General features: G+C 65.1%; 22 protein-coding genes and 1 pseudogene. 12 read left to right on the top strand and 11 right to left on the bottom strand.

Annotated elements, in window-relative coordinates:
- Position 1: 1 nt before the first annotated feature.
- Positions 2-2,596 carry a DNA ligase D gene (ligD, locus tag AC1ROK_RS18560; protein ID WP_492849613.1) on the top strand — a complete coding sequence of 865 codons (2,595 nt, stop codon included), beginning with the start codon at positions 2-4 and terminating at the stop codon, positions 2,594-2,596.
- 221 nt (positions 2,597-2,817) lie between these two features.
- On the opposite strand, the gene hemH is transcribed toward ligD, so the two are convergent.
- The 3 genes from hemH to AC1ROK_RS18545 all read right to left on the bottom strand — a co-directional run bounded on the left by hemH (position 2,818) and on the right by AC1ROK_RS18545 (position 6,660).
- Positions 2,818-3,837, bottom strand: a complete 1,020-nt coding sequence (gene hemH / locus AC1ROK_RS18555) for a ferrochelatase (RefSeq protein ID WP_492849611.1) — start codon at positions 3,835-3,837, stop codon at positions 2,818-2,820.
- A 108-nt stretch (positions 3,838-3,945) separates the two neighbouring features.
- Positions 3,946-5,736 carry a HoxN/HupN/NixA family nickel/cobalt transporter gene (locus AC1ROK_RS18550; protein ID WP_492849609.1) on the bottom strand — a complete coding sequence of 597 codons (1,791 nt, stop codon included), beginning with the start codon at positions 5,734-5,736 and terminating at the stop codon, positions 3,946-3,948.
- A 24-nt stretch (positions 5,737-5,760) separates the two neighbouring features.
- Entirely contained in the window at positions 5,761-6,660 is a 900-nt protein-coding gene (locus tag AC1ROK_RS18545; protein WP_492849607.1) for a LysR family transcriptional regulator, read from the bottom strand.
- Positions 6,661-6,791: 131 nt separating this feature from the next.
- On the opposite strand from AC1ROK_RS18545, the gene AC1ROK_RS18540 reads away from it, so the two are divergent.
- Complete coding sequence (locus AC1ROK_RS18540) at positions 6,792-7,259, top strand: MarR family winged helix-turn-helix transcriptional regulator (protein ID WP_492849605.1); 468 nt, start codon at positions 6,792-6,794, stop codon at positions 7,257-7,259.
- Between the two features lie 153 nt (positions 7,260-7,412).
- Here AC1ROK_RS18540 and modB read toward each other — a convergent pair whose 3' ends face one another.
- The 3 genes from modB to AC1ROK_RS18525 form a co-directional block, all read right to left on the bottom strand.
- Positions 7,413-8,096, bottom strand: coding sequence for a molybdate ABC transporter permease subunit (modB, locus tag AC1ROK_RS18535; RefSeq protein WP_492850014.1), 684 nt, complete (start codon positions 8,094-8,096; stop codon positions 7,413-7,415).
- Positions 8,097-8,106: 10 nt separating this feature from the next.
- Entirely contained in the window at positions 8,107-8,859 is a 753-nt protein-coding gene (gene modA, locus AC1ROK_RS18530; protein ID WP_492849603.1) for a molybdate ABC transporter substrate-binding protein, read from the bottom strand.
- A gap of 67 nt (positions 8,860-8,926) precedes the next feature.
- The gene (locus tag AC1ROK_RS18525; RefSeq protein ID WP_492849601.1) at positions 8,927-9,304 is read right to left on the bottom strand and encodes a winged helix-turn-helix domain-containing protein; all 378 of its coding nucleotides are present in this window, start codon (positions 9,302-9,304) and stop codon (positions 8,927-8,929) included.
- A gap of 107 nt (positions 9,305-9,411) precedes the next feature.
- Here AC1ROK_RS18525 and AC1ROK_RS18520 point away from each other — a divergent pair, with 107 nt between their 5' ends.
- The gene (locus tag AC1ROK_RS18520; protein WP_492849599.1) at positions 9,412-9,810 is read left to right on the top strand and encodes an META domain-containing protein; all 399 of its coding nucleotides are present in this window, start codon (positions 9,412-9,414) and stop codon (positions 9,808-9,810) included.
- Positions 9,811-9,816: 6 nt separating this feature from the next.
- On the opposite strand, the gene eda is transcribed toward AC1ROK_RS18520, so the two are convergent.
- Positions 9,817-10,455 (bottom strand): bifunctional 4-hydroxy-2-oxoglutarate aldolase/2-dehydro-3-deoxy-phosphogluconate aldolase, encoded by a 639-nt coding sequence (gene eda / locus AC1ROK_RS18515; RefSeq protein ID WP_492849597.1) that lies wholly within the window; start codon positions 10,453-10,455, stop codon positions 9,817-9,819.
- A gap of 139 nt (positions 10,456-10,594) precedes the next feature.
- Between eda and nadA the strand changes: the two genes are divergently transcribed.
- From nadA to AC1ROK_RS18490, 5 genes and pseudogenes are all read left to right on the top strand, one after another.
- Positions 10,595-11,650 carry a quinolinate synthase NadA gene (nadA, locus tag AC1ROK_RS18510; RefSeq protein WP_492850012.1) on the top strand — a complete coding sequence of 352 codons (1,056 nt, stop codon included), beginning with the start codon at positions 10,595-10,597 and terminating at the stop codon, positions 11,648-11,650.
- Positions 11,651-11,898: 248 nt separating this feature from the next.
- A complete protein-coding gene (locus AC1ROK_RS18505; protein WP_492849595.1) occupies positions 11,899-12,267 on the top strand; it encodes a YegP family protein in 369 nt (122 codons plus the stop codon).
- A 27-nt stretch (positions 12,268-12,294) separates the two neighbouring features.
- Positions 12,295-13,884: an L-aspartate oxidase gene (locus AC1ROK_RS18500; RefSeq protein ID WP_492849593.1), complete on the top strand. Its 1,590-nt coding sequence runs from the start codon at positions 12,295-12,297 to the stop codon at positions 13,882-13,884.
- Positions 13,885-13,933: 49 nt separating this feature from the next.
- Positions 13,934-14,170, top strand: coding sequence for a type II toxin-antitoxin system ParD family antitoxin (locus AC1ROK_RS18495; protein WP_492849591.1), 237 nt, complete (start codon positions 13,934-13,936; stop codon positions 14,168-14,170).
- 29 nt (positions 14,171-14,199) lie between these two features.
- Positions 14,200-14,406: pseudogene (locus AC1ROK_RS18490) on the top strand (type II toxin-antitoxin system RelE/ParE family toxin); the annotation flags it as partial.
- Positions 14,407-14,484: 78 nt separating this feature from the next.
- Here AC1ROK_RS18490 and AC1ROK_RS18485 read toward each other — a convergent pair.
- From AC1ROK_RS18485 to AC1ROK_RS18475, 3 genes are all read right to left on the bottom strand, one after another.
- Positions 14,485-15,366 (bottom strand): c-type cytochrome, encoded by an 882-nt coding sequence (locus tag AC1ROK_RS18485; RefSeq protein WP_492849589.1) that lies wholly within the window; start codon positions 15,364-15,366, stop codon positions 14,485-14,487.
- Positions 15,367-15,569: 203 nt separating this feature from the next.
- Positions 15,570-16,565, bottom strand: a complete 996-nt coding sequence (locus AC1ROK_RS18480) for a carbohydrate kinase family protein (protein ID WP_492849587.1) — start codon at positions 16,563-16,565, stop codon at positions 15,570-15,572.
- 60 nt (positions 16,566-16,625) lie between these two features.
- On the bottom strand, positions 16,626-17,510 hold the full coding sequence (locus tag AC1ROK_RS18475; protein ID WP_492850010.1) for a helix-turn-helix domain-containing protein: 885 nt from the start codon (positions 17,508-17,510) through the stop codon (positions 16,626-16,628).
- Between the two features lie 107 nt (positions 17,511-17,617).
- Between AC1ROK_RS18475 and AC1ROK_RS18470 the strand changes: the two genes are divergently transcribed.
- From AC1ROK_RS18470 to AC1ROK_RS18455, 4 genes are all read left to right on the top strand, one after another.
- Entirely contained in the window at positions 17,618-18,898 is a 1,281-nt protein-coding gene (locus tag AC1ROK_RS18470) for an ABC transporter substrate-binding protein (protein WP_492849585.1), read from the top strand.
- Positions 18,899-19,006: 108 nt separating this feature from the next.
- A complete protein-coding gene (locus AC1ROK_RS18465; RefSeq protein WP_492849583.1) occupies positions 19,007-19,891 on the top strand; it encodes a carbohydrate ABC transporter permease in 885 nt (294 codons plus the stop codon).
- Positions 19,888-20,760, top strand: coding sequence for a carbohydrate ABC transporter permease (locus AC1ROK_RS18460; protein ID WP_492849581.1), 873 nt, complete (start codon positions 19,888-19,890; stop codon positions 20,758-20,760). Before AC1ROK_RS18465 ends, AC1ROK_RS18460 begins: the two co-directional genes overlap by 4 nt.
- Positions 20,761-20,829: 69 nt before the next feature.
- The gene (locus AC1ROK_RS18455; protein WP_492849579.1) at positions 20,830-22,839 is read left to right on the top strand and encodes an aldo/keto reductase; all 2,010 of its coding nucleotides are present in this window, start codon (positions 20,830-20,832) and stop codon (positions 22,837-22,839) included.
- Between the two features lie 153 nt (positions 22,840-22,992).
- On the opposite strand, the gene AC1ROK_RS18450 is transcribed toward AC1ROK_RS18455, so the two are convergent.
- Complete coding sequence (locus tag AC1ROK_RS18450) at positions 22,993-23,730, bottom strand: SRPBCC family protein (RefSeq protein ID WP_492849577.1); 738 nt, start codon at positions 23,728-23,730, stop codon at positions 22,993-22,995.

The raw sequence follows: 23,730 nt of genomic DNA, 5'->3' as shown, positions 1-23,730 counted from the left end.
GATGACCACCACCCCGAACGAACAGCTCAAAGCCTATCGGGCGAAGCGCGACTTCGCCAAAACCGCTGAACCTTCGGGGACGAAGGCCAAGCGTGCCAGGAAAGGCAAGCCGCTGCGCTTCGTGGTGCAAAAGCATGACGCGACGCGGCTCCACTATGATTTCCGGCTCGAGCTCGACGGCGTGCTGAAAAGCTGGGCCATCACCAAGGGCCCCTCCACCAACCCGGCCGACAAGCGGCTGGCGGTGCGGGTCGAGGATCACCCGCTCGACTATGGCGACTTCGAGGGCACCATCCCCGAAGGCGAGTATGGCGGCGGCACGGTGATGCTGTGGGACGAAGGCACCTGGGAACCGGTTGGCGACCCGCACGAGGGGCTCGATGGTGGCGACCTGAAATTCACCCTCAAGGGCCAGCGGATGAAGGGCGAATGGGTGCTGGTCCATATGAAGGGCCGCGACAACCAGACCAGGCACGGCACGCGCGAGAACTGGCTGCTGATCAAGCATCGCGACGACTATTCGACCGACACCGACGGCCTCACCGAGAAGTTCACCACCAGCGTCGAGACCGGCCGCGACCTCCCCGGCATCGCCAAAGGCAACAAGCCGCGGAAGAAACCAACGACGAAGGCTGCCAAGGCCGCGACCGAGCCCACCGCCAAGGTGTGGACCGGCGGCAAGGCGGTGGCGCTGCCGGATTTCCGCGAGCCACAGCTGGCAACGCTGGTGGAGGAGGTGCCCAGCGGCGAGGACTGGCTGTTCGAGATGAAGTATGACGGCTACCGTTGTGTCGCCGCCGTCGCCGGGCCGGAGGTGCGGCTTTTCACCCGCAACGGCAATGACTGGACCAGGCAGTTCCACCGGCTTGTCGAACCGCTCTCCAAGCTCACCAGGGGCTCTGCCCTGCTCGATGGCGAGATCTGCGCGTTCAAGGACGGCCGTTCCGATTTCTCGACCCTCAAGGACGCGCTGTCGAACGGCGGCCCGCTGGTCTATTTCGCCTTCGACCTGCTCGAACAGGATGGCGAAAACCTTGAAAAACTGCCGTTGCTGGAGCGCAAGGAGCGGCTGCGAAAGCTCCTTGGGAAGATCCGGGAAGATGGCGAGATCCAGTATTCCGAGCACGTGCGCGGGCATGGCGACAAGGTGCTGAAGGCAATGTGCGAGGCGCATCAGGAGGGCGTGATCGCCAAGCTGGCCGATGCGCCTTACCGGCATGAACGCACCCGCAGCTGGCTGAAGATCAAGTGCACCAACCGGCAGGAATTCGTCATCGGCGGCTGGCGGCCCTCCGACAAGCACAAGGGCTTCGCCTCACTGCTGCTCGGCACCTGGGAGGGTGGCAAGCTGGTCTATCGCGGCCGCGTCGGCACCGGCTTCACCCAGCAGAGTTTGGCCGAGCTGCAGGCCGAGCTGGATAAGCGAGCGCGCAAGACCCCACCGTTCGAAACCGTCCCCCGCGACATCGTCCGGCGCGCCCGCTGGGTCGAGCCTGAATTGGTGGGCGAGGTCGACTTCACTGAGTTCACCCCCGACGGCGTGCTGCGCCACCCCTCCTTTGTCGGCCTCCGGCAGGACAAGCCGGCGCGCCAGGTGAAACTGGAAACCACACCGGCCAAGCCTGTGGCGACAAAGCGGAAATCAGCGGCTAAGCTCAAGCCCATGAAGCTCACCGACGACATGGGGATAGCCGTGGCTGAGCGGCTCGGCGTCCGGCTCACCAGCCCCGACCGCGAGGCGCTGCCCGATGGCGGCGTCACCAAGGGCCAGCTCGTCGCCTATTACGACGCCGTCGCCGAGCGCATGCTGCCCCATATCGAAAGCCGCGCGCTCAGCCTGGTGCGGGTGCCGCGCGGCAGCAAGCCGTTCTTTCAGAAGCACGATACCGGCGGCTTCCCCGACACGATGAAGCGCGTCGCCATCGAGCTCAAGGAGAGCGACAAGGAGGACCATTTCTACGTGGTCGATCTCGCCGGCATCCTCGCCGGGGTGCAGATGTCGACGCTGGAGTTCCACATCTGGGGCAGCCATATCGATACGCTGGAAAAGCCCGATCGCATCATCTTCGATATCGACCCCGACGAGGGACTCGACTTCAAGGTCACCCGCGAGGCGGCGCGCCACATCCGCGACGTGCTCGGTGAAAGGGGGCTCGAGAGTTTCCCGATGGTCACCGGCGGCAAGGGCATCCACGTCATCGCGCCGCTGCAGCCGGTGACCGAATGGCCGCTGGTCAAGCTGTTCTGCCGCACCTTCGCGCAGAAGCTCGAGGACAACGAACCCGATAGCTTCACCGCCAATATACGCAAGGTCGAACGCAAGGGCCGGATGTTCGTCGATTACCTGCGCAACGAGCGCGGCGCCACCGCCATCGCTCCATTCTCGACCCGGGCGCGCCCCGGCGCTCCTTGCGCCGTGCCGGTCGGCTGGGATGAGCTGGAGACGATCAAGGCCGCCAACCTGTTCCAGATCGACGCCGCCGCGGCAAAGGCCCAGGAACCTGACCCGTGGGCCGGCTATTTCGAGCTGACCCAGTCGATCACCAAGGGGATGGTGGAGGCGGTGGCCGGGCCGTTGAAGGATCTGAAGCTGTAGTTCGAGGCACTGAGTGCTCCGACTCCCCCCCACCGGCCGTCATCCCGACGAAAGTCGGGACCCATTGCTCGGACGGCCCGTCTTAGTGGTGACCTCCCCGGTCCATCACGGCAGGGTCGGAGAGATCTGCGGATGTGGTGCGGTCAGTGCACTGGGTCCCGACTTTCGTCGGGATGACGGCCACTGGCTGGTTGACCGACCGCGGCAAGCGCCGCCAACACCTACACCCAGCCCGCCAGTTCCTTGCGGATCACACTCTCCAGCATACCCATTCCCAGTTCGCTGTCGTTGAGGCAGGGGATATAGGCATAACGCTCGCCGCCGGCGTGCTCGAACTGCTCGCGGCCGGTGATGGCGATCTCTTCGAGCGTCTCGATGCAATCAGCCGAGAAAGCCGGCGCCACCACGGCAACCCGCTTCATGCCCTCCGCCGGCAGCGCCATCAGCGTGGCGTCGGTATAGGGCTCGAGCCACTTGGTCGGGCCGAACCGGCTCTGGAAGGTGACCTTGAGCTTGTCCTCGGACCAGCCCAGGTGCTCGCGCACCAGCCGCGTCGTCTTGAGGCACTGGCAGTGATAGGGGTCACCTGCCTCGAAATACTGCACCGGCATGCCGTGATACGAGGTGAGGATCACGTCCGGCGTGAAATCCAGTGCCGCAACGCCATCGGCAATGCTCTGCGCCAGCGCCTCGATATAGGCCGGCTGGTCGAAATACGCCGGGAGCGTGCGCACGGCCGGTTGCCAGCGCAGCGTCTTCAGCGCATCGAACGCCTTGTCATTGGCGGTCGCCGTGGTGGTTGCCGAGTATTGCGGATAGAGCGGCGCGAGCAGGATCTTCTGGCAGCCCTGCGCCTGCAGCGCCTCGATGCCCGACCTGGTCGACGGGTTGCCATAGCGCATGGCGAAATCGACGATGATGTTCTTGCCCAGCCGCTCCTGCAGCTTGGTCGCCTGCTTGCGAGTGATGACCCGGAGCGGGCTCTCGTTGGCTTCCTTGTCCCAGATCCGGGCATAGTTCTCGCCGCTCTTCTGCGGGCGGGTCGAAAGCACCACGCCCTGCAGGATCGGCTGCCACAGCCATTGCGGCTGTTCGATCACCCTGGGGTCGGAAAGGAATTCGCTGAGATAGCGGCGCACCGACCAGTAGTCGGTGCCATCGGGAGTGCCCAGGTTGAGCAACAGCACCCCCACTTTCGGTGTCGCGATCGCGGGGTGTCCGGCGGGAAGTCCGGTTGCCATGGGCTGGCCTATAGCTGGAAACGTTCTGTTGGCGCGCAACATAGTCAGCGGCGCACCGAACACAAGTGCAAGGGTGTCGCGGCGAGCCTGGTTTGTCGCGAGATGGCTCTAGAAACTGGCGAGCAGCAGCACCGCGCCAAAGGCAAACACCACCAGCGCGCCGCAGAGCTCGGCCCACCAGACCAGCCGGCTGCCAAGCTTGCCTTCGGCGCCGAGATAGCGGGTGGCAAAGCCCTTTGCACCGACCGCCAGCACCGCCAGCGCCGACACGGTAATCGCCGTGCCGAGCCCCATCAGGAACACTGCGGCGATGCCCGCCGCGAGGATGCCCTGGCTCAGTGCGAACACTAGCACCACCAGCGCTCCCGAGCAGGGCCTGAGCCCGACCCCCAGCACCACGCCGAGCTGTTCGCGCCAGTCGCCGCCGGTCTGCTCGGCAGTCACGACGTGATGATGATGGCCATGCTCGTGCTCGTGATCGTGATCGTGCCCGTCATGATCGCCGTGGTCGTGTCCGTAATGCGCATCACCCGGCACCCGGCCATAGGCATCGAGCGCCGGGCCACCCGCCGGCTGCAGGCCGGTGCGGAAATTGAAGCTCTGCCCCCGCTCCAAGTCTTGTTTGCGAACATTGAGCAGCGCATGCTTGGGCGCTTCGTCGGCATGCAGATGCTGGTGCGCCTTGGCTGTCAGGTTCGGCCCGTGGTCGTGCGAGTGCCCTCCCCAGCCGAACAGCTTTCGCGCGATCAGCCACAGGCCGAGCAGCGCCACGAGGCCATACGACGCCTTCTCGATCCAGCCGACCGCCGTGCCCATGGCGACGCTCGACAACCCCAGGATTGCCGCGGCGACGCCCACGAACACCACCGCCACCAGCGACTGCATCATCGCCGCGGCGAAGCTGAGCCCGATGCCGCGCCGCACCTGTCGCTCGTTGGCCAGCATGTAGGAGCCGATCACCACCTTGCCGTGCCCCGGTCCGGCGGCGTGGAACACCCCATAGAGGAAGCTCAGCCCGCCCAGCACCCAGAACGCTGTCCAGTCGTGCTTCAGCGCCGAAAGCGCCCCTTCCAGCCCGCGGTAGAAGTCTTCCTGCGCCTTCTGCACCCAGCCGAGAAAGCCGGTCCGCGGCAGCTTGAACCCAGGCTCCGGTGGCGGGCCGCCGAACGGCATTGCGGGCTTGGCTTCGGCCACCTGAGTTACGGCCTCAAGTGCCGTGCTGGCTGCCGCTGGCTTGGCCGCGCCGGAGCAGTCAACCACGATGGCGCCCTGCGTGCCCCGGACAGCGGCCTCGAGATCGGGGGGCAGCTTGGTGACATCGGACGACAGCTCGTAGAGCCGCGCCTGCAGGTCAGGCGACAGCTCGCGCGGCGGTTCGAGATGTACGCCGCAACCGGCAGGCGCATTCTCGAGCGTGATATCGGAGAGGTCGCGGAAGGTGATCGCCACATAGTACTCGGGGTCGGCAATTGCGATCTCGAGCTTGTCCTTGATCCGATATGGGCCCTGCGGCTCGATGCCGAAGCTGAGCGTCGACCGGTTGTCGGCAAACACGAACCTGCCGTTGTCCATCGAAGCGAACGGCAGCGACGCGGTGGTTTCCCCGGCCGAGGTGTAGAAGTTGTACTCGGCCAGACCCTTGATGTTCTCGTCGGCGAGGTCCTGCATCTCCTCGGACGAGGTGATGCCGTCGTTGTTGGTGTCGAGCCCCTGGATCTGCCAGACCGAGAACGCTTCGTCGAAGGTCCAGGCGTTCTTGATCTCGGTGAGTTCGCCCGCGTCGTTGAAGACGATCGTCGCCTTGGCATCGATGAAGATATGCGGGTGAGCCTCAGCCGCGCCGACAAGGCCGAGTGTGGCGGCAACCGCCAGCGCCAGCTTGCGTAACAAACCCGTCATCAACGCCTGCCCCAATCCCTGAACCTACTTGACCGGGTTGTCGGCGAACCAGGCGACCAGGTGGTCGATCAGGGCGCGAACCTTGCCGGCAAGATGCCGCCGATGCGGATAGACGGCTTGCAGGCTCGGCCCCTCGGGCATCCTGTCCTCGAGCACGCGAACCAGCCGCCCTTCGGCGATCAGCGGGTCAGCGAGGTAGGTCGGCAATACGGCGAACCCAAGGCCGGCCAGCGCCGCCTGCATGGCGGCCACCGGAGAATTTACCCGAGCCGGACCGGACACATGCACCGAGATCGGCGTACCGTTTTCGATGAAGCGCCACGAACTGTGCGAGGGCATATTGGTATCGAGCACGCACGGCATGTTGCGCAGCGCCTCACCCGAGGTCGGCGTGCCGACCCGTTTGACGAGGCTCGGTGCGGCGCAGATCACATGCCGCATATCGGAGATCTTGCGGGCGATCAGCGAGGAATCGGCCAGCGTCGAGATGCGCAGCGCCACATCGACGCTCTCCTCGACCAGGTCGACATAGCGATCCTCGAGCCTCAGATCGACCGACATCAGCGGGTTCTTGGCGATAAAGGCGAAGATCGCCGGCGCCAGCGTGGTCTCACCAAGGTTCCGCGGCGCCGACACCCGCACCAGCCCGCGGGGCTCGGCGGTCTGATCCGAGATCGTCGCATCGAGGTCGTCCAGCTGCTGCAGCAGCTGGCTGGCCTCGCGATAATAGGCTTCGCCGGCTTCGGTGAGGCTGAGCTTGCGGGTGGTTCGGTTCATCAGCCGCACCCCGAGATAGTCCTCGAGGTCGGTGACATATTTCGACAGCAGCGCCTTGGAGCGCCCGTGTTGCCGCGCTGCGGACGAGAAGCCGCCGGCATCGAACACCTGCACGAAGGCCCTGATGCGGGCGAGGTCCTGGCTCATGCGTTCCTGACCTGAACTGTGTAGACTGGGGGTGCTTCTGCCGAACACCGCCTCAGCACGCATAAGTCATCCGCAAAGCCTGAACAATGCCGCCACTTGGTCTCTCTGAGATTAACGATAGGATGGGTCCCATGTCGCTCGATCCCGTCCTGAAGTCTATCTATCCACCCATGACCAAACCCGAAGCCCGTTCAACGCTTTACCGGCTGATCGAAGCTGGCCAGCTGGCCCACAAGGCGCTGCTGGTGCCGCTGCTCGACCGCGGGCTGGAGGCCGGCGACGATGCCGTGATCTTCGTGCTGCATGCCGAGCTCGGGGCGAGCGAAGCGGCCCTCGCCGAGCATCTGGGGCTGGAGCCCGAAGCGCTGCAGCCCCGGTTGCAACGGCTGATCGAGCGGGGCATCGTGGCGCGCCAGGCCATCGGTCCGGACCTCACCGAAGGACTGGCCCTCACCGAACGCGGCGCCCGCATCCGCGAAGTGCTGGCCGCCAACTGGGAACAACTCGAAGAAGCGCTGTTCGCCGACCTCGACACCAAGAAGCGCAAGGGCCTGACCAAGGCGCTGAAGCGCTTCGTGGAGCTGTTGCGGCTGGCTTGACGCCGACTGATAGAGACGGCCCCCTCCCGGCCTCCCCCATGAAGGGGGAGGTGAAGAGTCGAGGTTCTGTCTTCGATCATGCCCAGTGAACCGGCGTGGCACCTCCCCCCTTGTGGCGGAGGATGGGAGGGGGCCGTCTGCCTCAGTCGATACTCACCCCACCACCCGCCCAACCCGCCGGTCGATCAGCATCACCGCCGTGATCACCACGAAGGCGAACACCACCATGCCGCCGGCGAGGATATGGGCCTTGTCCCATTCCAGCCGCTCGACGAAATCGTAGATCGCCATCGACACCAGCTTGGTCTTGCCGGGGATGTTGCCGCCGATCATCAGCACCACGCCGAACTCGCCGACGGTATGCGCGAAGGTCAGGATGGCGCCGGTGAGATAGCCGGTGCGCGACAGCGGGATCACCACGCGAAAAAAGGTCGTCCACCGCCCTGCCCCGAGCGTTGCCGCGGCCTCCAGCGGCTCGTCGCCGAGCGCCTCGAAGGCCGTGCGCAGCGGCTGCACCATGAAGGGCAGCGAGTAGAGCACCGAGGCGATGACCAGCCCTTCGAACGAGAAAGCCAGGGTCCGTGCGCCCCATAGCGGCGCCAAGAGGCCGCCCGGACCATTCGGCCCGAACGCCAGCAACAGGTAGAACCCGAGCACCGTCGGCGGCAGCACCAGCGGCAGCGACACCACCGCGGCGATCGGTGCCTGCAGCGGCGAGCGCGTCCGGCACAGCCACCAGGCGATCGGCGTGCCGACCAGCAGCAGGATCAGCGTGACGATGAGTGCCAGCGTCAGCGTCAGCCCGACGGGCTGCACGATCTCACTGGCGCTCAGCATCATGAAAACCTCACTGACCCGAGCCGACCTCGTAGCCGTATTTCTCGATGATGGCGCGCGCTTCGCTGCTCTTCAAGAACTCGAGGAACGCCGCGGCCGCCGGATCGGCCTCGCCTGGCTTCAGCAGCACCGCATCCTGCAGGATCGGCGAATAGTCCTCGGCCGGGACGCGCCAGACCTGCGCGGCCGGCTTGTCGATCACCTGGCTCAGGGAAACGAAGCCGAGCTCGGCATTGGCTGAATCGATGAACTGCAGCGCCTGGCTGATATTCTCGCCGGTGACGATCTTGGGCGTCACGGCTTCTGTCAGCCCGAGCTTGTCCAGCGTTTCCATTGCCGCGGCGCCATAGGGCGCGGTCTTCGGATCGGCGACCGCGAGGTGCTGGAACGCGTTGGCTTTGAGCACCGCTGCACCGTCGGTGAGATCGACCGACGGCGAGTAGAGCACGACCTTGCCCACCGCATAGGTGAACACCGTGCCGTCGACGCCAAAGCCGTCCTTCACCGTCTGCGCCGGCCGCTTGGTGTCGGCCGAAAGGAACACCTCGAACGGCGCGCCCTGGCTGATCTGCGTATAGAGCGCCCCGGTGGCGCCGAAGCTGAAGCTCACCGTGTCGCCCGTCTGCTTGCTGAACGCCGCGCCCAGCTCTTCGGCCGGCTTGGTGAAGTTGGCAGCAATGGCCGCGCTGACATCGGCGGCAAGGGCCGGCGCGCCCAGCAGCGCCAGCAGATTGACGCCAAGCAGAAGGGTCGTCCGACGCATGAGGCCCTCGATATGTCCGAATGGAAATATCCATGGTTGTGCCAACGTCAGGCACCGGCAGCAAGCGTTATTTTCGTGTGGACATATCGACGTGTAATGCGACGAGCGCCTCGACATCCCTGCCGATCGCCTTACGCGTCGCCTCCTGCATGTCGCGATAGCGCTCCAGCACCTCGCGCCCCGCAGCGGTGAGCGACGCCCCCTGTGCCGTGCCACCACGCGACGCCTCGACCAGCGGCGCCCCGAACCCCTCGTTCAACACCTGCACCAGCCCCCAGGCCCGCTTGTACGACATCCCCATCCGCTTGGCCGCGTCCGAGATCGAGCCGGTCTCGGCGATCAGTTCCATCAGGTCGGCGCGGCCGGGACCGATGTAGAAGCTTTCGCTGAGGGTGATGCGGAGGTGGGAGAGGCCGATGACCGTCGATCGCGATTTTCTAGCCAAGCTCTGCCTCCGCGGGCGCCGTCGCTCCACCCATAGCAGTTCGGATCATGGCTTTGCCATAATGCCGGCGGGGTATGGCTGCAACTGCGTCCCGTGGAGGTTTTGAAGTGTCGTTCCGTGCCCTGCTCGTCTGTGTCTTTGCCCTCGCAGCCGCCACCCCGGCTTTCGCCGGCGGCTCGCTGCTCCATGGCAAGTGGGCGCTCGAGGAACTGCGCGATGGCGTCGTGACATTAGGTGTGCACACCACGCTGGAAGTCGGGCCGGGCGGGCGCGCCGGCGGCAACGGCGGCTGCAACGGCTATGGCGGCAGCGTCAGCGTCAACGACGACACGGTGCAGTTCACCGATATCGCCTGGACCGAGATGGCGTGCGAGCCGGCAACCATGGCGCAGGAGGCGAGCTTCCTCGCCGTCCTCGCTGCCGCCGCCAAATTTCACGCCGAGGCTGGTGTGCTGGTCCTCATCGACAGTGCCGGCAACAAGCTGGCGACCCTGCGAGCGTTCTGACCAGGTCTAGTTCCGCTTCAACCCCGCAGCTTCCCTCGCCAGCGTCTCGATCCGCTTCCAGTCCTTGTTGGCAATGGCATCGGCCGGCATGATCCACGAGCCGCCGACGCAGATGACGTTGGGCAGCGCCAGGTATTCCTTGGCCTTTGCCATGTCGATGCCGCCGGTCGGGCAGAAGGTGATGTCGGCCAGCGGGCTGGCATAGGCCTTCAGCACCTTGACCCCACCCAGCGCTTCGGCCGGGAAAAACTTAAGGAACGAGTAACCATGTTCCGAGGCGGTCATCGCCTCGGTAGGAGTGCCGATGCCGGGCAGTAGCGGAATCTTGTGCTCTTCGGCCGCCTCGAGCAGCCGCGGCGAAGCGCCGGGCGACACCATGAACTGGCAGCCGGCATCGACCGAATGGCCCATCTGCAGCGGCGAGCGCACCGTGCCCGAACCGACCACAGCGCCCGCAACCTTGGCCATCTCCTCGATGATCTGCAGCGCGTGCGGCGTCCTCAGCGTCACTTCCAGCACCGGCAGACCGCCAGCCACCAGCGCTTCGGCCAGCGGCCGCGCCGCGGACACATCGTCTAGCACGATCACCGGAATCACCGGCGCGAGCGAGAGAGTCTGGCGAAGGGCGGCGGCGTCTTGCGGCATGGCGATCCTCGAGGGGCTGTCGTTCGGCGAGAGCGTTAGGCACTTGCCGCATGCCGATCAAGCCAAATCGCGACATTGAAAAGGACCGCAATCGACCTTAAGTGTCCCACCTGTCTGGAGGGACGGTCCGGTGCAGCTCATCAACGCTCTCACCCCGCTGGAGGAGGCTCGCGCCATCCTAGCGGAAAGTTTCGACCTCAAGTTCACCAAGGCGGTCGAACGGGTGACGTCGCGCGTCTACGAGCGGGTGAAAGACCGCATCCCCGAGATCGAATGGCCCTTCTATGCGCCGCTGATCCTGCAGATCAACCGGCTGAAGAAGGAGAAGGATGCGGTCATCCTCGCCCATAACTACCAGTCGCCGCAGATCTATCACGGCGTGGCCGATATCGTCGGCGACAGCCTGCAGCTCGCCATCGAAGCGACCAAGGTCAAGCAGTCGATCATCGTGCAGTGCGGCGTGCACTTCATGGCCGAGACGTCGAAGCTGCTGAACCCCAAGAAGACCGTGCTGATCCCCGACAGCCGGGCCGGTTGCTCGCTGGCGTCGTCGATCACTCCCGAAGACGTCATCGCCATGCGCGCCCAGTATCCGGGCGTGCCGGTCATCACCTACGTCAATACTTCCGCCGCGGTGAAGGCGGTGACCGATGTCTGCTGCACCTCGTCGAACGCCGCCGACATCGTCAACGGCGTGGCCGGCGACACGGTGATCATGATCCCCGACCAGTACCTGGCGCGCAATACCGCCAAGAAGACGCAGAAGAAGGTCATCACCTGGGCCGGTTCGTGCGAGGTGCACGAGACCTTCACCGCCGACGACATCGCCGAACTTCGCCACGCCTACCCGACGGCCAAGATTATCGCCCACCCCGAGTGCCCACCCGAGGTGATCGACGCGGTGGATTTCGCCGGCTCGACCGCCGCGATGATCGACTACGTCAAGACGCAGAAGCCGCCGCGCGTGGTGATGGTCACCGAGTGCTCGATGTCCGACAACGTCGCCTCCGAGGCGACCGGCGTCGATTTCCTGCGCGGCTGCAACATCTGCCCGCACATGAAGCGCATCAACCTCGAGAACGTGTTGTGGTCGCTCCACACCATGACCGAGGAAGTGACGGTGGCCGAAGAACTGCTCGAGCCCGCCCGCGCCGCTGTGCAGAGGATGATCAATTTCTCCAAGAAGCGGGATTGATCCCGACGCAAACTAGCCGACCCCGGTGCAGGGACCGGGTTCTCGCATAGCTGCAGCTAAGCCAGCCCTGTATCGGCGGATATGGACTTTCGTCACGTAGATATCCGCTCAGTAGGCAGCCCCTCAGGTCCAAGCTCAATCAAATCAAGCGCGTGCCTGACTTTGAGGGTTGCGCGACTCCCGCACGGCGCTAGATTTGCGTCATCGGGCCACGACTTCCCGGCCCGCAACCGAGGGGTAATAGCGTCGTGCCACATTCCTTCAAGATCACCTCCGCCAAGGGCGGGCAGTTCGTTGCCAAATATGTCTACAACGCCGAGACCATCTTCTGGTCCGAGAACTATGCGGGCAAGGACAGCGCCAAGAACGCCATTGCTTCGCTGAAGAAGAACGCTCCCGAGGCCGCCGTGGTCGATACCGCCAAGGGCGAGACCGGCAAGGGCTATCGCTTCGAGCTGGCAGCCTCCAAGGACGGCCAGACCTTCGTCCGCTTCGTCGCGGCGAACGGCGAGACCATGGTCCGGACCGAAACCTACAAGTCGAAGTCGAGCGCCAAAAACGCCATAGAATCGCTTAAGAAGCGCGCTGCAGAAACCCCTGTGGTCGACGAGGCCTGATCCGGGCGTTTCGCCCGGGGGAGACCGATGACCTTTACTGACAACGTCCTCAACGCCGACGGTGCCCTCATCGTCGGCGCTGGTTTGGCCGGCCTGTTCTGCGCGCTGAAACTCGCCCCCCGCCCCGTCACCGTCATTTCCCCCGTGCCGCTCGGCAATGGCGCCTCGTCCGCCTGGGCGCAAGGCGGCGTCGCTGCCGCGGTCGGTCCGGGCGACACCTCGCATGCCCATGCCGTCGACACCGAGATCGCCGGCGCCGGCATCGTCGATGAGGACGAGGCGGAATCGGTCACTGCCGAGGCCGCGGCGCGCATCGAGGACCTCGCCCGCTGGGGCACCCCGTTCGATCGCGACGAGCTCGGCCACTATGTGCTGAGCAAGGAAGCTGCCCACTCGCGCAACCGCGTGGTGCGTGTCGAAGGCGACCGCGCCGGCTACGCCATCATGCAGGCGATCATTGCCGAGGTGCGCAAGACCCCGTCGATCCGCATTGTCGAGGGTCTGACCGTCGTCGATCTCGCTCGCGCCGATGGCCGCATCATCGGCGTCTATGCCCGCAAGCTCGGTGATCGCTATGCCGAGCCGGTGCTGATCCGGGCTCGCGCCACCGTACTCGCCGCCGGTGGGCTGGGCGGGCTCTACGCCGTCACCACCAACCCCTCCGGGGTGCGCGGCCATGCCATGGGCATGGCGGCCCGGGCCGGGGCGCTGATCGCCGACCCCGAGTTTGTGCAGTTCCACCCCACCGCCATCGCCACCGGCGCCGATCCCGCCCCGCTCGCCACCGAGGCGCTGCGCGGCGAAGGCGCCATCCTGGTCAACGACCTCGGCGAACGCTTCATGCCGGCGATCCATCCCGATGCCGAGCTGGCGCCGCGCGATATCGTCGCCCGCGCCAACTACCGGCAGATCAAGGCGGGCCGGAAGGTGTTCCTCGATACCCGCGAGGCGATCGGCGAACGCATCCTCACCGCCTTCCCCACCGTCGCCAAATACTGCACCGACTTCGGCATCGACCCGGTGACCCAGCTGATCCCGGTCACCCCGGCGGCGCATTACCACATGGGCGGCGTCAAGGTCGAAGCCAACGGCCGTTCCTCGCTGCCGGGCCTCTGGGCCGCCGGCGAGTGCTCGTCGACGGGCCTGCATGGCGCCAACCGCCTCGCCTCGAACTCGCTGCTCGAGGCCGTGGTCTATGGCGCCCGCATTGCCGCCGATATCTCCGGCCTCGAGCCGCTGCGCAGCCCGCTCGCCCCCTTCCCCGGCATCGGCTGGGATCCGGTCGAGGGCGAGGCGGTGGAGGAGCGCCTGCGCAACCACGTGTCGGTGAAGGAATTGCGCCGCACCATGACCGACCTGGTCGGGGTCGAGCGCAACGCCACCGACCTGCGCACTGCGCTGCGCCGCATCGCCGAGATCGAGGCCACCGCGCAGGGCGTTACCCGCTCGTTCCTCAATATGACCACCTCGGCGACATTGGTCGCCGCCGGCGCCCTGCAGCGCGAGGAAAGCCGCGGCGGCCACTTCCGCACCGATTTCCCCGAACCGCGCCCCGAATGGGAGCACCACACCGAGATGACGCTCGAAGACGCCCTCGCCATCCGCGCCGGGGCGTAATGGCCAAGACTATCATAAAGTGATAGTCTACTCCCGAAGGAGATCAGCCATGCCATCCAGCTACACCCTCGGGGACCATTACGAGAAGTTCGTCCGCGAGCTCGTCGAAAGCGGCCGCTACAACAGCGCCAGCGAAGTGCTGCGTGACGGGCTGCGGCTGCTTGAAGACGCAGAGGTCCTGCGAAAGGTGCGAACGGAAGAGCTGAAGCGGTTGATCCAGGAGGGACTGGATAGCGGTGATGCCGGGCCGCTCGACATGGAGGACATCATCGCCGAGGCGAATTAGCTGAAGGCGAGCCGCCAAGATGCCGCTTAGTGTCCCATCACACCAATGCCGCGCGTCGCGACCTGAGAAGTATCTGGTCTTTCATAGCTTCGGATAACCCGCCAGCGGCCGACGGGCAGCTGCGTCGCATCGGGGAGTCGATCTGGCACCTCGCAAGCACGCCTCAGATGGGGCGCGCACGTGACGACCTTGCACCAAAACTGCGGAGCTTTCCGGTCGGGCGTTACCTCGTGTTCTTCGATTTCGATGCGACGACGAGTGGTGCGTGTCATCGACTCCGCACGCCGCATCTCATCGGAGATGTTCGAGTAGCTCTATTCCTCCCCGAGCAGATAAGCCCCCACCGCCTCGCGATCCGCCTCGGTCCAGTACGACGTGCCGTCGGCGATCACCTCGCCCATGGCGCTGCCCAACACGTTGAACTCGGGGGTAAATCCATCGCTCAGCGCGCTGGCGATCGAGGCGACATCATAGCCTTCTGTCTTCAATCGCTCGGCCGTCAGTGCCGGCGCCTTGCCGCCGGTGCCGCCGGCCGGGTTGCCGGTGAGTTCCTTGCCCTTGTCCACCGCGCCGAGCAGGTTGCGTGGCGAGTGACACATCACGCAGTGCCCCGGCCCCTCGACCAGGTAGCGGCCGCGGTTCCAGCGTTCCGAATGGCTGACGTCTGCCTCGTAGCGGCGTGGCGTGAAGAACAGGTTCTTCCAGCCCGCCACCAGCGGTCGCAGGCCGAACGGAAAGGCCACCTCGTGCGGCTTTGCCGAGGTGGCAACCGGCGGCACCTGCTGCAGCGCCGCATAGAGATCGGCAACATCCTGATCGCTCATCAGCGTGTAGTTCTCAAAGGGGAACGCCGGGTAGAGGTGCCCCTTCGGCCCCTCGCCATCGCTGATCGCCCTCGAGAACTGTGCCAGCGTCCAGCCGCCTATGCCCGCCTTGGGGTCGGAGGTGATGTTGGGCGCATAGAACGTGCCGAATGGCGTCACCAGCCCGGGGCCACCACCGAGTTCAGCCACCCCGTTCTTCTTGTCGGTGTGGCAGGTGACGCAATCGCCCAGCCGCAGCAGGTACTGCCCACGCGCCACGTCGCCGGTGAGCGTCAGGTCGCGCGCCGCGCCCTGCACCGGCTTCAGCATATAGACGGCGATCCCGGCGCCCAGCAGCATGGCTACCAGAAGCATCCAAAGCCAGTGACGCATATCGGCCCTTCCTCCGGCCCGCGAACTCGATGGCCAGTGGAGATCAGCCCGAGCAAGTCGGGCGGCAATTGACCAGCGCGGCCAATCAACCGCAACTGACGAGCCTGTGAGGCCCAGGGTATCAGCTACCCGCACTCGGTGTGGGTTGAACCATGGCGTTCGCCAGCCGGCCTTGCCGGCCCACCATCCGCGCGTCGCGGCGGCTAGCCCTTGGCCAGCACCGCGTCGACTTCGCCGCGGGTCGGCGGATGGCAACCGACGAACTGGCAGTTGAGCCCTGCCGCCACCGCGCCAAAGCGCAGCATCGTCGCGAGCGCTGCATCGTCCATCGCCCCGAGCTTGCCCGGCTTGAGGTTGCCCTGCTCGTTAAGCAGCGTCAGCACCGCCGCCATCAGCGTGTCGCCCGCCCCCACCGTGTCGCCGAACGGCACCGCCGGGTAAACGCCCTGCTTCGCCGAACCGGATCTGCTGAACGCCCGGCTGCCCTCATCGCCGAAGGTGACGATCACCAGCTCGCAATTGGCCCGGCCGAGGAAATCGGCGGTGTACTTTTTCACCAGCGCCTCGACCTCGGCCGAGGTCAGCTCGGTGGCGCGCACGGCGCGGCTCTGCTCCAGCGAAGCCAGATCCTCGATCGACACCTTCACCAGGTTGACGATGTCGAGGAAACTCGAGAGACGTGCCTTGTAGCCGGCAAAATCCGGCACCAGCGACGGCCGGACATTGGGATCCATGGTCAGCGTCGCACCCCGCCGCGCCGCTTCCTTGGCCACATCCAGCCAGATCGCCGCGTCCTCGGGTTCGATCGGGCAGAAGCCGCCGACCTGGAACGCCTCGAGCTGTTGCGGCAGTGCGGCGATCAGCGCCTCGCGGGTGAAGGCGCGATCGGCATTGCGGTAAAAGCCGTACTGCGCGCTCTTCTTGGCATCGAAGGTCACCACCGCCAGCGTCGTGTAGGCTTCCACCCGCTCCGCGAGCAGCGGCTTCACCCCGGCTTCCGCCAGCGGCGCCAACAGGTAGGTGCCGAAGCCATCGGTGCTGATCGGGCAGAGAAAGCCAGTGTCATTGCCGAGCTTACTGAGCGCGATGGCGCAGTTGTACGGCGAGCCGCCCTGGTGCGCCACGAGGCGGATGACGCCATCGACCCCGACCGGCTCCGAAATCAGGTCGATCAGGCTTTCGCCACCCACTACGAACATTGCGTATCCCCGAGCTACAATTGCTGCATCGTTACAATGCCGATGCGCGAAAGTTCAAGCTCAGGAGGCGAGCGCGCCGGGGATGAAGGCGTCGCGCCGGAAATCCGACGGCGACATGCCGGCAATCTTGCGGAACGATTTGTTGAAGGCGCTGAGCGAGCCGAACCCGGATTCCATCGCGACGCGCAGCACGTTGGCATCGTCGCGCAGCAGCAGCGCCTGGGCGTAGCTGAGCCGCAACAGGCTGACATACTCGTTGAGCGTCATGCCGGTGGAGCGCTTGAAGATGCTCATGGCGTATTTCGGATGAAGGTTCGCCGCCCGCGCGATATCGACCGAGTCGATCTCGTGCAGGAAATTCTCGGCGATGTAGTCGCACATCCTCCCGACATTGCGCGACGACTGCACTTCGGCGGTTTCCACCGCGTGCCCGGGCGCCTTGCTGTTGCCGACCAGTTGGTAGGGCTCGAACCGCACCCGCTCCAGCCGCAGCAGCAGCTCGTCGACCGCATGCTGCGCCTTCACCGCATCGCCCGAGCGCGCATAGCGATTCCAGCGTGCGAAATTATGCGCGTCGGAATCATCGGGGGTGCAACTCAACAGCGTCGTGCCCTGCATCAGCTGGTGCGGCACGTCCTCGGGCAGCCGCAGCCGGAAGAAGTGCATCAGCGGCAGATGCGCCCCGGCATAGATCGCATCGTCGGAGAGATCGTACATCTGGTGCGGCAGACCACCCCAGAACAGCACCATCTGCCCCGCCGTCAGCGTCAGCTCGTGCGTGTGCATGCGGTAATGCACCGTGCCGGCGACGATGAAGTTGACCTCCACCTGCGCGTGCCAGTGCGGCTTCAGCATCACGAGCGGGTGGTTGTGGAAGGTTGAAAGGATCGTCGGGTGGGCCTCAACGCTGCTGGCGTTGGGTTGGTACACCGGCCGCTGCTGCACCTTACTTTCCGCCAAGTCGAGTTTCCCTTTGTCGCGGACATGCGCCTTTGGTCGCATATTCTAACCACGCTTGCCCAAGGTGAGCCAAATGAAAACGGGAGGAATATATGACCACCACCGCATCGCGCTGGCGCCACGCGCTCGCCATTGCCGCAGCCGCCGGCGTCTCCGTGCTCACCATGACGGCGGCCATGGCCGTCGATGTCACCGTCTGGGCCTGGGATACCAATTTCAACGGCGCTGCCATGAAGGAAGCCGCGTCGCGCTATGCCCCGTCGCATCCGGATGTGACCATCAAGATCGACGACAGCATGCAGCAGGAGGATATCCGCCAGAAGCTGCAGACCCAGCTGCTCGCCGGCGACACCACCGGCCTGCCCGACATCGTCCTGATCCAGGACGACGTGGCGCAAAAGTACCTGCAGTCCTTCCCGGGCGCCTTCGTGCCGCTGTCCGACTCGATCGATATGACCGCCTTCGCGCCCTACAAGGTCGCTGCCGCCACCCATGACGGCAAATCCTACTCGCTGCCCTTCGACTCCGGCGTCACCGGGCTGTTCTACCGCGCCGACTACCTCAAGGAAGCCGGCTACGAAGCCGACGCTCTCAAGGACCTGACCTGGGACAAGTTCATCCAGATCGGTAAGGACGTGAAGGCCAAGACCGGCCATAACCTCATTGCCCTCGATCTCAACGGCAGCGGCCTCATCCGCATCATGATGCAGTCGGCCGGCGCCTGGTATTTCAACACCGACGGCAGTCTCAACATCGTCGACAACAAGCCGCTGAAGGCCGCGCTCGAGACCTACGCCAAGATCTGGCAGGCCGATATCGTCAAGCCCGCCTCCGGCTGGACCGAGTTCACCGGCGCCTTCACCTCGGGTGAAACCGCCGTCGCGCTCAACGGCGTGTGGATGACCGGCACGATCAAGTCGCAGCCCGACCAGGCCGGCAAGTGGGGCGTGGCGCCCATTCCCAAGCTCGAAGGCGTCGAGGGCGCCACGGGCTACTCCAACGAAGGCGGCTCGAGCTGGTATGTGCTGTCGTCGGGCGCCGGCAAGGATGCCGCCGTCGACTTCCTGAAGTCCGTTTGGGCGACCGACGTCGACTTCTACCAGAAGATTCTCATCGGCCAGGGCGCGTTCAGCACCTGGCTCCCGGCTTCGGCCGGCGATGCCTACAAGGCCTCGGACGACTTCTTCGGCGGCCAGCCGGTGTGGGCGAATTTCTCCGAGTGGCAGGCCAAGATCCCCAGCATCGACTATGGCATCTATACCGCCGAAGTGGATGCGGCCGTGGTTGCCCAGCTTCCCGCCATCACCCAGGGCGGCAGCGTCGACGACGCGCTCAAGGCCATCAACGACCAGGCCAGCCAGCAGATGCAGTAACGGGTGCGGAGGCGGGGCCACACGCCCCGCCTCCTCCCATTGGCGGTCGCCCTCCCGCGCCGGAGCGCGACCGGCAGCTGTTGTGTAGTCGCCTGTCGGGGAGTTGGCATGGCAAACGCAAGACTTGGCCGAACCGAGCACATCACCGGCTGGACGTTCATCGCGCCCGCCCTCGTGCTGCTCGGCATCTTCATGCTCTATCCGATCCTGTGGTCGCTCTGGATGAGCTTCCAGGTCGGCAAGGGGATGAACTTCAATTTCGGCGGTTTCGCCAACATCGTTCGCCTGACCAAGGATCCGGTGTTCATCCGCGCGCTGGTCAACACCCTGACCTTCCTGGTCGTGCAGGTGCCAATCATGATCCTCTTGGCGCTGCTGGCAGCAGTGGCGCTGAACGATCCCAAGCTGCGCTTCCGCGGCTTCTTCCGCACGGCGATCTTCCTGCCCTGCGTCACCTCGCTGATCGCCTACTCGACCCTGTTCAAGTCGATGTTCGCCACCGACGGCATCGTCAACAAGATGCTGATGGCGGTGTGGATCATCCAGGAGCCGATCCACTGGTTGCAGGATCCGTTCTGGGCCAAGATCCTGATCATCATCGCCATCACCTGGCGCTGGACCGGCTACAACATGGTGTTCTACCTGGCGGCGCTGCAGAACGTCGACCGCTCGATCTACGAAGCGGCCCGCATCGATGGCGCCTCGGGGTGGCAGCAGTTCTGGCAGATTACCGTGCCGATGCTGAAGCCGGTGATCCTGTTCACCACCATCATTTCGACCATCGGCACACTGCAGCTGTTCGACGAGGTCAACAACATCACCCAGGGCGGCCCCTCGGACTCGACGCTGACGCTCTCGCTCTACATCTACAACCTGACCTTCAAGTTCATGCCCAGCTTCGGCTACTCGGCCACGGTTTCCTGGGTCATCGTGCTGCTCGTTGCCGTTCTCAGCTTCCTGCAGTTCGTCATCGCACGGGATCGCAGCAAATGACCGATCAGGCCCTTCCCCTCGCTACGTCCCGGGTCGAGCGCCGCACGCGATCGTTCAACCTGCCGAGCTTTGTCGCCCGCACCATCAAGTACCTGCTGCTGAGCCTTGCGGCTTTCGTCTCGATCTTCCCGTTCTTCTGGATGGTCGTGGGCGCTACCAACCGCTCGGTCGATATCGGCATCGGCAAGGCGACGTTCGGCGACCAGCTGTTCGTCAACGCCGCCAACTTCTTCGCCACGGTCGATGCCCCGCGCATCTTCTGGAACTCGGCCTTCATCGCGCTGGTCGGCACCGTGCTGACGCTCGCCATCTCATCGCTCGCCGGCTATGGCTTCGAGATGTTCCGGTCGAGGTTCCGCGAACGCATCTTCACGCTGATGCTGCTGCTGCTGTCGATCCCGTTCGCGGCGCTGATGGTGCCGCTGTTCGTGATGATCTCATCGTTCAAGCTCGTCGGCACGGTGGCGGCAGTGGTGCTGCCCGGCATCGCCTCGATCTTCATCATCTTCTACTTCCGCCAGGCGACGAAGGCCTTCCCCGGCGAACTGCGCGACGCGGCACGGGTGGATGGGCTCAATGAGTGGCAGATCTTCTTCTACATCTACCTGCCCACGATGCGCTCGACCTATGCGGCCGCCATCATCATCGTGTTCATGGCCAACTGGAACAACTACCTGTGGCCGCTGATCGTGCTCAACAAGCCCGAGCAGAAGACGGCGACGCTCGTCATCTCGTCGCTGACCTCGTCCTATACCCCCGACTTCGGCATGATCCTGTTCGGCACGATCCTCGCCACGCTGCCGACGCTCATCATCTTCTTCCTGCTCCAGCGCCGTTTCGTCGAAGGCATGCTGGGCGCGGTGAAATAGCTACCAACCGCAACTTGCCTTGGCGGCGGGAATCGCTGCCGCTGGGCCCGATTTCTTGAGGAGAGTATCATGACCATTCAGGCCCCCATCCGCTGGGGGATCATCGGCCCCGGCGCCATCGCCAAGGACTTCACCCGCGGCCTCAAGGACTCGCGGCTGGGCACGCTAGAAGCGATCGCCACCCGCAACCCGAACAAGCCCGGCCTCGCCGAGGACTTCCCGGGCGCCCGCGTCATCCATGGCTATGACGCGCTGCTCGCCGACCCCAACGTCGATGCGGTCTATCTCGCTTTGCCCCATACCGGCCATGCCGAGTGGGCGATCAAGGCGGCCGAAGCCGGCAAGCATGTGCTGGTCGAAAAGCCGATGGCGCTCACCGCCTTCGAAGTCGACGCGGTGATCCACGCGCACAGGAAGGCCGGCACCTTCGTCGGCGAAGCCTTCATGTACCGGCTCCACCCGCAGACCCAGAAGCTCTGGGAACTGGTGAACTCCGGCACCATCGGTGAGGTGCGCGCCATCAAGTCGAGCTTCGGCTTCCAGATGGGCAAGTTCATCCCCGACCACCGCATCTTCGCCTCCGAACTCGCCGGCGGCGGCATCCTCGATGTCGGCGGCTATCCGGTCTCGATGTCGCGCTTCATCGCCGGCGCCTCGCTCGGCCGGCCGTTCGCCGATCCGGTGAAGGTGTCCGGCATGGCCCGCCTCAACGCCGAGGGCACCGATGACTGGGCCGCGGCGCTGCTGCAGTTCGAGAACGGCATCATTGCCGAAGTCAGCTGCTCGGTGTTCGTCAACCAGGACAACGTGCTGCGCATCCTCGGCTCCGATGGCCGCATCGAAGTGCCGAACTTCTGGTTCGCCGATGGCGGGCGCGAAGGCGGTGACGGCAAGATCGACATCATCCGCAATGACGGCAGCCGCGAGACGATCAGCGTCGGCAAGCAGAAGCACCTGTTCTCGTTCGAGGCCGACGCTGCTGCCGAAGCGATCCTTGCCGGCCGGCAGGAGCTGACCGCGCCGGGCATGACCTGGGCCGACAGCCTCGGCCAGGCCCGCGCCCTCGACAAGTGGCGCGCCGATGCCGGCATCGAGTTCACGATCGAGAAGTCGACCCGTCGCATCAACACGCTGTCGGGCCGCCCGCTCAAGTCCGGTGGCACGGTGATCCCCAAGCGCAGCATCCCGGGTGTCAGGAAGCCGGCTTCGGCTGTTGCCCTTGGCTTTGAGGATTTCCGCACCTTCGCTTCCGGCGCCATCCTGCTCGATGCGTTCTGGGAAAAGGGCGGCAACATCTTCGACACCGCCTTCATCTATGCCGGCGGCTATACCGAAAAACTGTTCGGCGAGTGGCAGAAGTCGCGCGGCGTGCGCGAAGAGGCCGTGGTGATCGGCAAGGGCGCCCATAGCCCGCTGGTCTACCCGGACGTGATCTCCAAGCAACTGACCCAGTCGCTCGATCGGCTGCAGACCGACTATGTCGACGTCTACTTCATGCACCGCGACAATCTCGACGTGCCGGTCGGCGAGTTCGTCGACGCCATGGATGCCGAGGTGAAGAAGGGCCGCATCCGCGGGCCGTTCGGTGGTTCGAACTGGACCCGCGAGCGTTTCGATGAGGCCATTGCCTATGCCGACAAGCACGGCAAGCAGCGGCCGGGGGCGCTCTCCAACAACTTCGCCCTCGCCGAGATGCTCGACCCGATCTGGGCCGGCTGCGTCACCTCGTCGACACCAGAGTGGAAGCAGTGGCTGAAGGATCGGCAGATCCCGAACTTCTCGTGGTCGAGCCAGGCCCGCGGCTTCTTCACCGACCTCGCCGGCCGCGACAAGCGCGACAACGAGGAGATGGTCCGCGTCTGGTACAACGAGCAGAACTTCGTCCGCCGCGACCGGGCGATCGAACTGGCCACCAAGCTCGGCAAGAGCCCGATCCACGTGGCCCTCGCCTATGTGCTGGCCCAGGACTTCCCGTCCATCCCGCTGATCGGTCCGCGCAAACTCGGCGAACTCGACGACAGCATGAACGCCTTCGACATCAAGCTGACGCCGGAACAGGTGCACTGGCTGGAGGGCTGATCGCCCCAACGCTTATACAAACGCGATGTCATCCCGGCGCAGGCCGGGATCCATCCTGAGATAGTCCGGCTCTTGCGCAGAACTGCCCCACCTCAGGATAGGCCCCGGCCTTCGCCGGGGTGACACCGTGGGTTGGGCATCGAAGTGCCCTAGTTACCCCACCTTCACAAACCGCTGCCGCCACCACGCCGTCCAGCGCTGCTCCAGCGCCGCGAACACCTCATCGGACAACCCAAACGTCGTCAGCAGCGCGGTGCCGCCGCCATTGGGCCCGGCATTGGGCGCCGGCTGGTCGGTGATCACCATCAGCCCGTCGCCCCAGCCAGCGACGCTCATCGCCACCTGGCGGTTGCTGTGGTGCCAGACGGTGCCGGTGACCGTTTCGCCTAGCGGCAGAGCGAATGATGCCTTGCTGCCGCCCGCGGCATTCCACAGCGCTTCCAAACCGAGTGCCGCGACCGGCAGGGCACCGGGCGCCTCCAGCCGCCCGGAGAGGAACAGCGTCCGTCGCTTCGCCCCCGGATGCCGCTCGAGCAGGAACCGCAACTGCTGGAAGAACGTGGTCCAGCCCTCCCAGGTGTCCTCGTAGAAGGCGTTCCAGTCAGCGGAGACCGGGCCGCTGCGCACCACGCGCAGCACCGTGCCGCCGGGCGCCGCGCGGAGCTCGACCCGGTCGGCGACCCCCTCGTACTCGCCGAAGGAGATGACCCTGTTGGCCTCGTCCGCCTCGGCATGGTCTTCGAAGATGAACTTGATCTCGTCGCGAAGGGTATCGGCATCCCAACCGAACCAATTGAGCAACTGCTCGGGCTCGCGCAGCGCCGCCCACACCGTCTCGACCGGTGCGGCAATCGTCATCTCGACGATGACACGATCCTGTTTCTCACTCAT

The organism is Devosia sp. GW821-FHT12F11, assembly GCF_058806655.1.
Note: the sequence above shows the minus strand (reverse complement) of the source record. Positions and strands in the feature narration are given on the sequence as shown.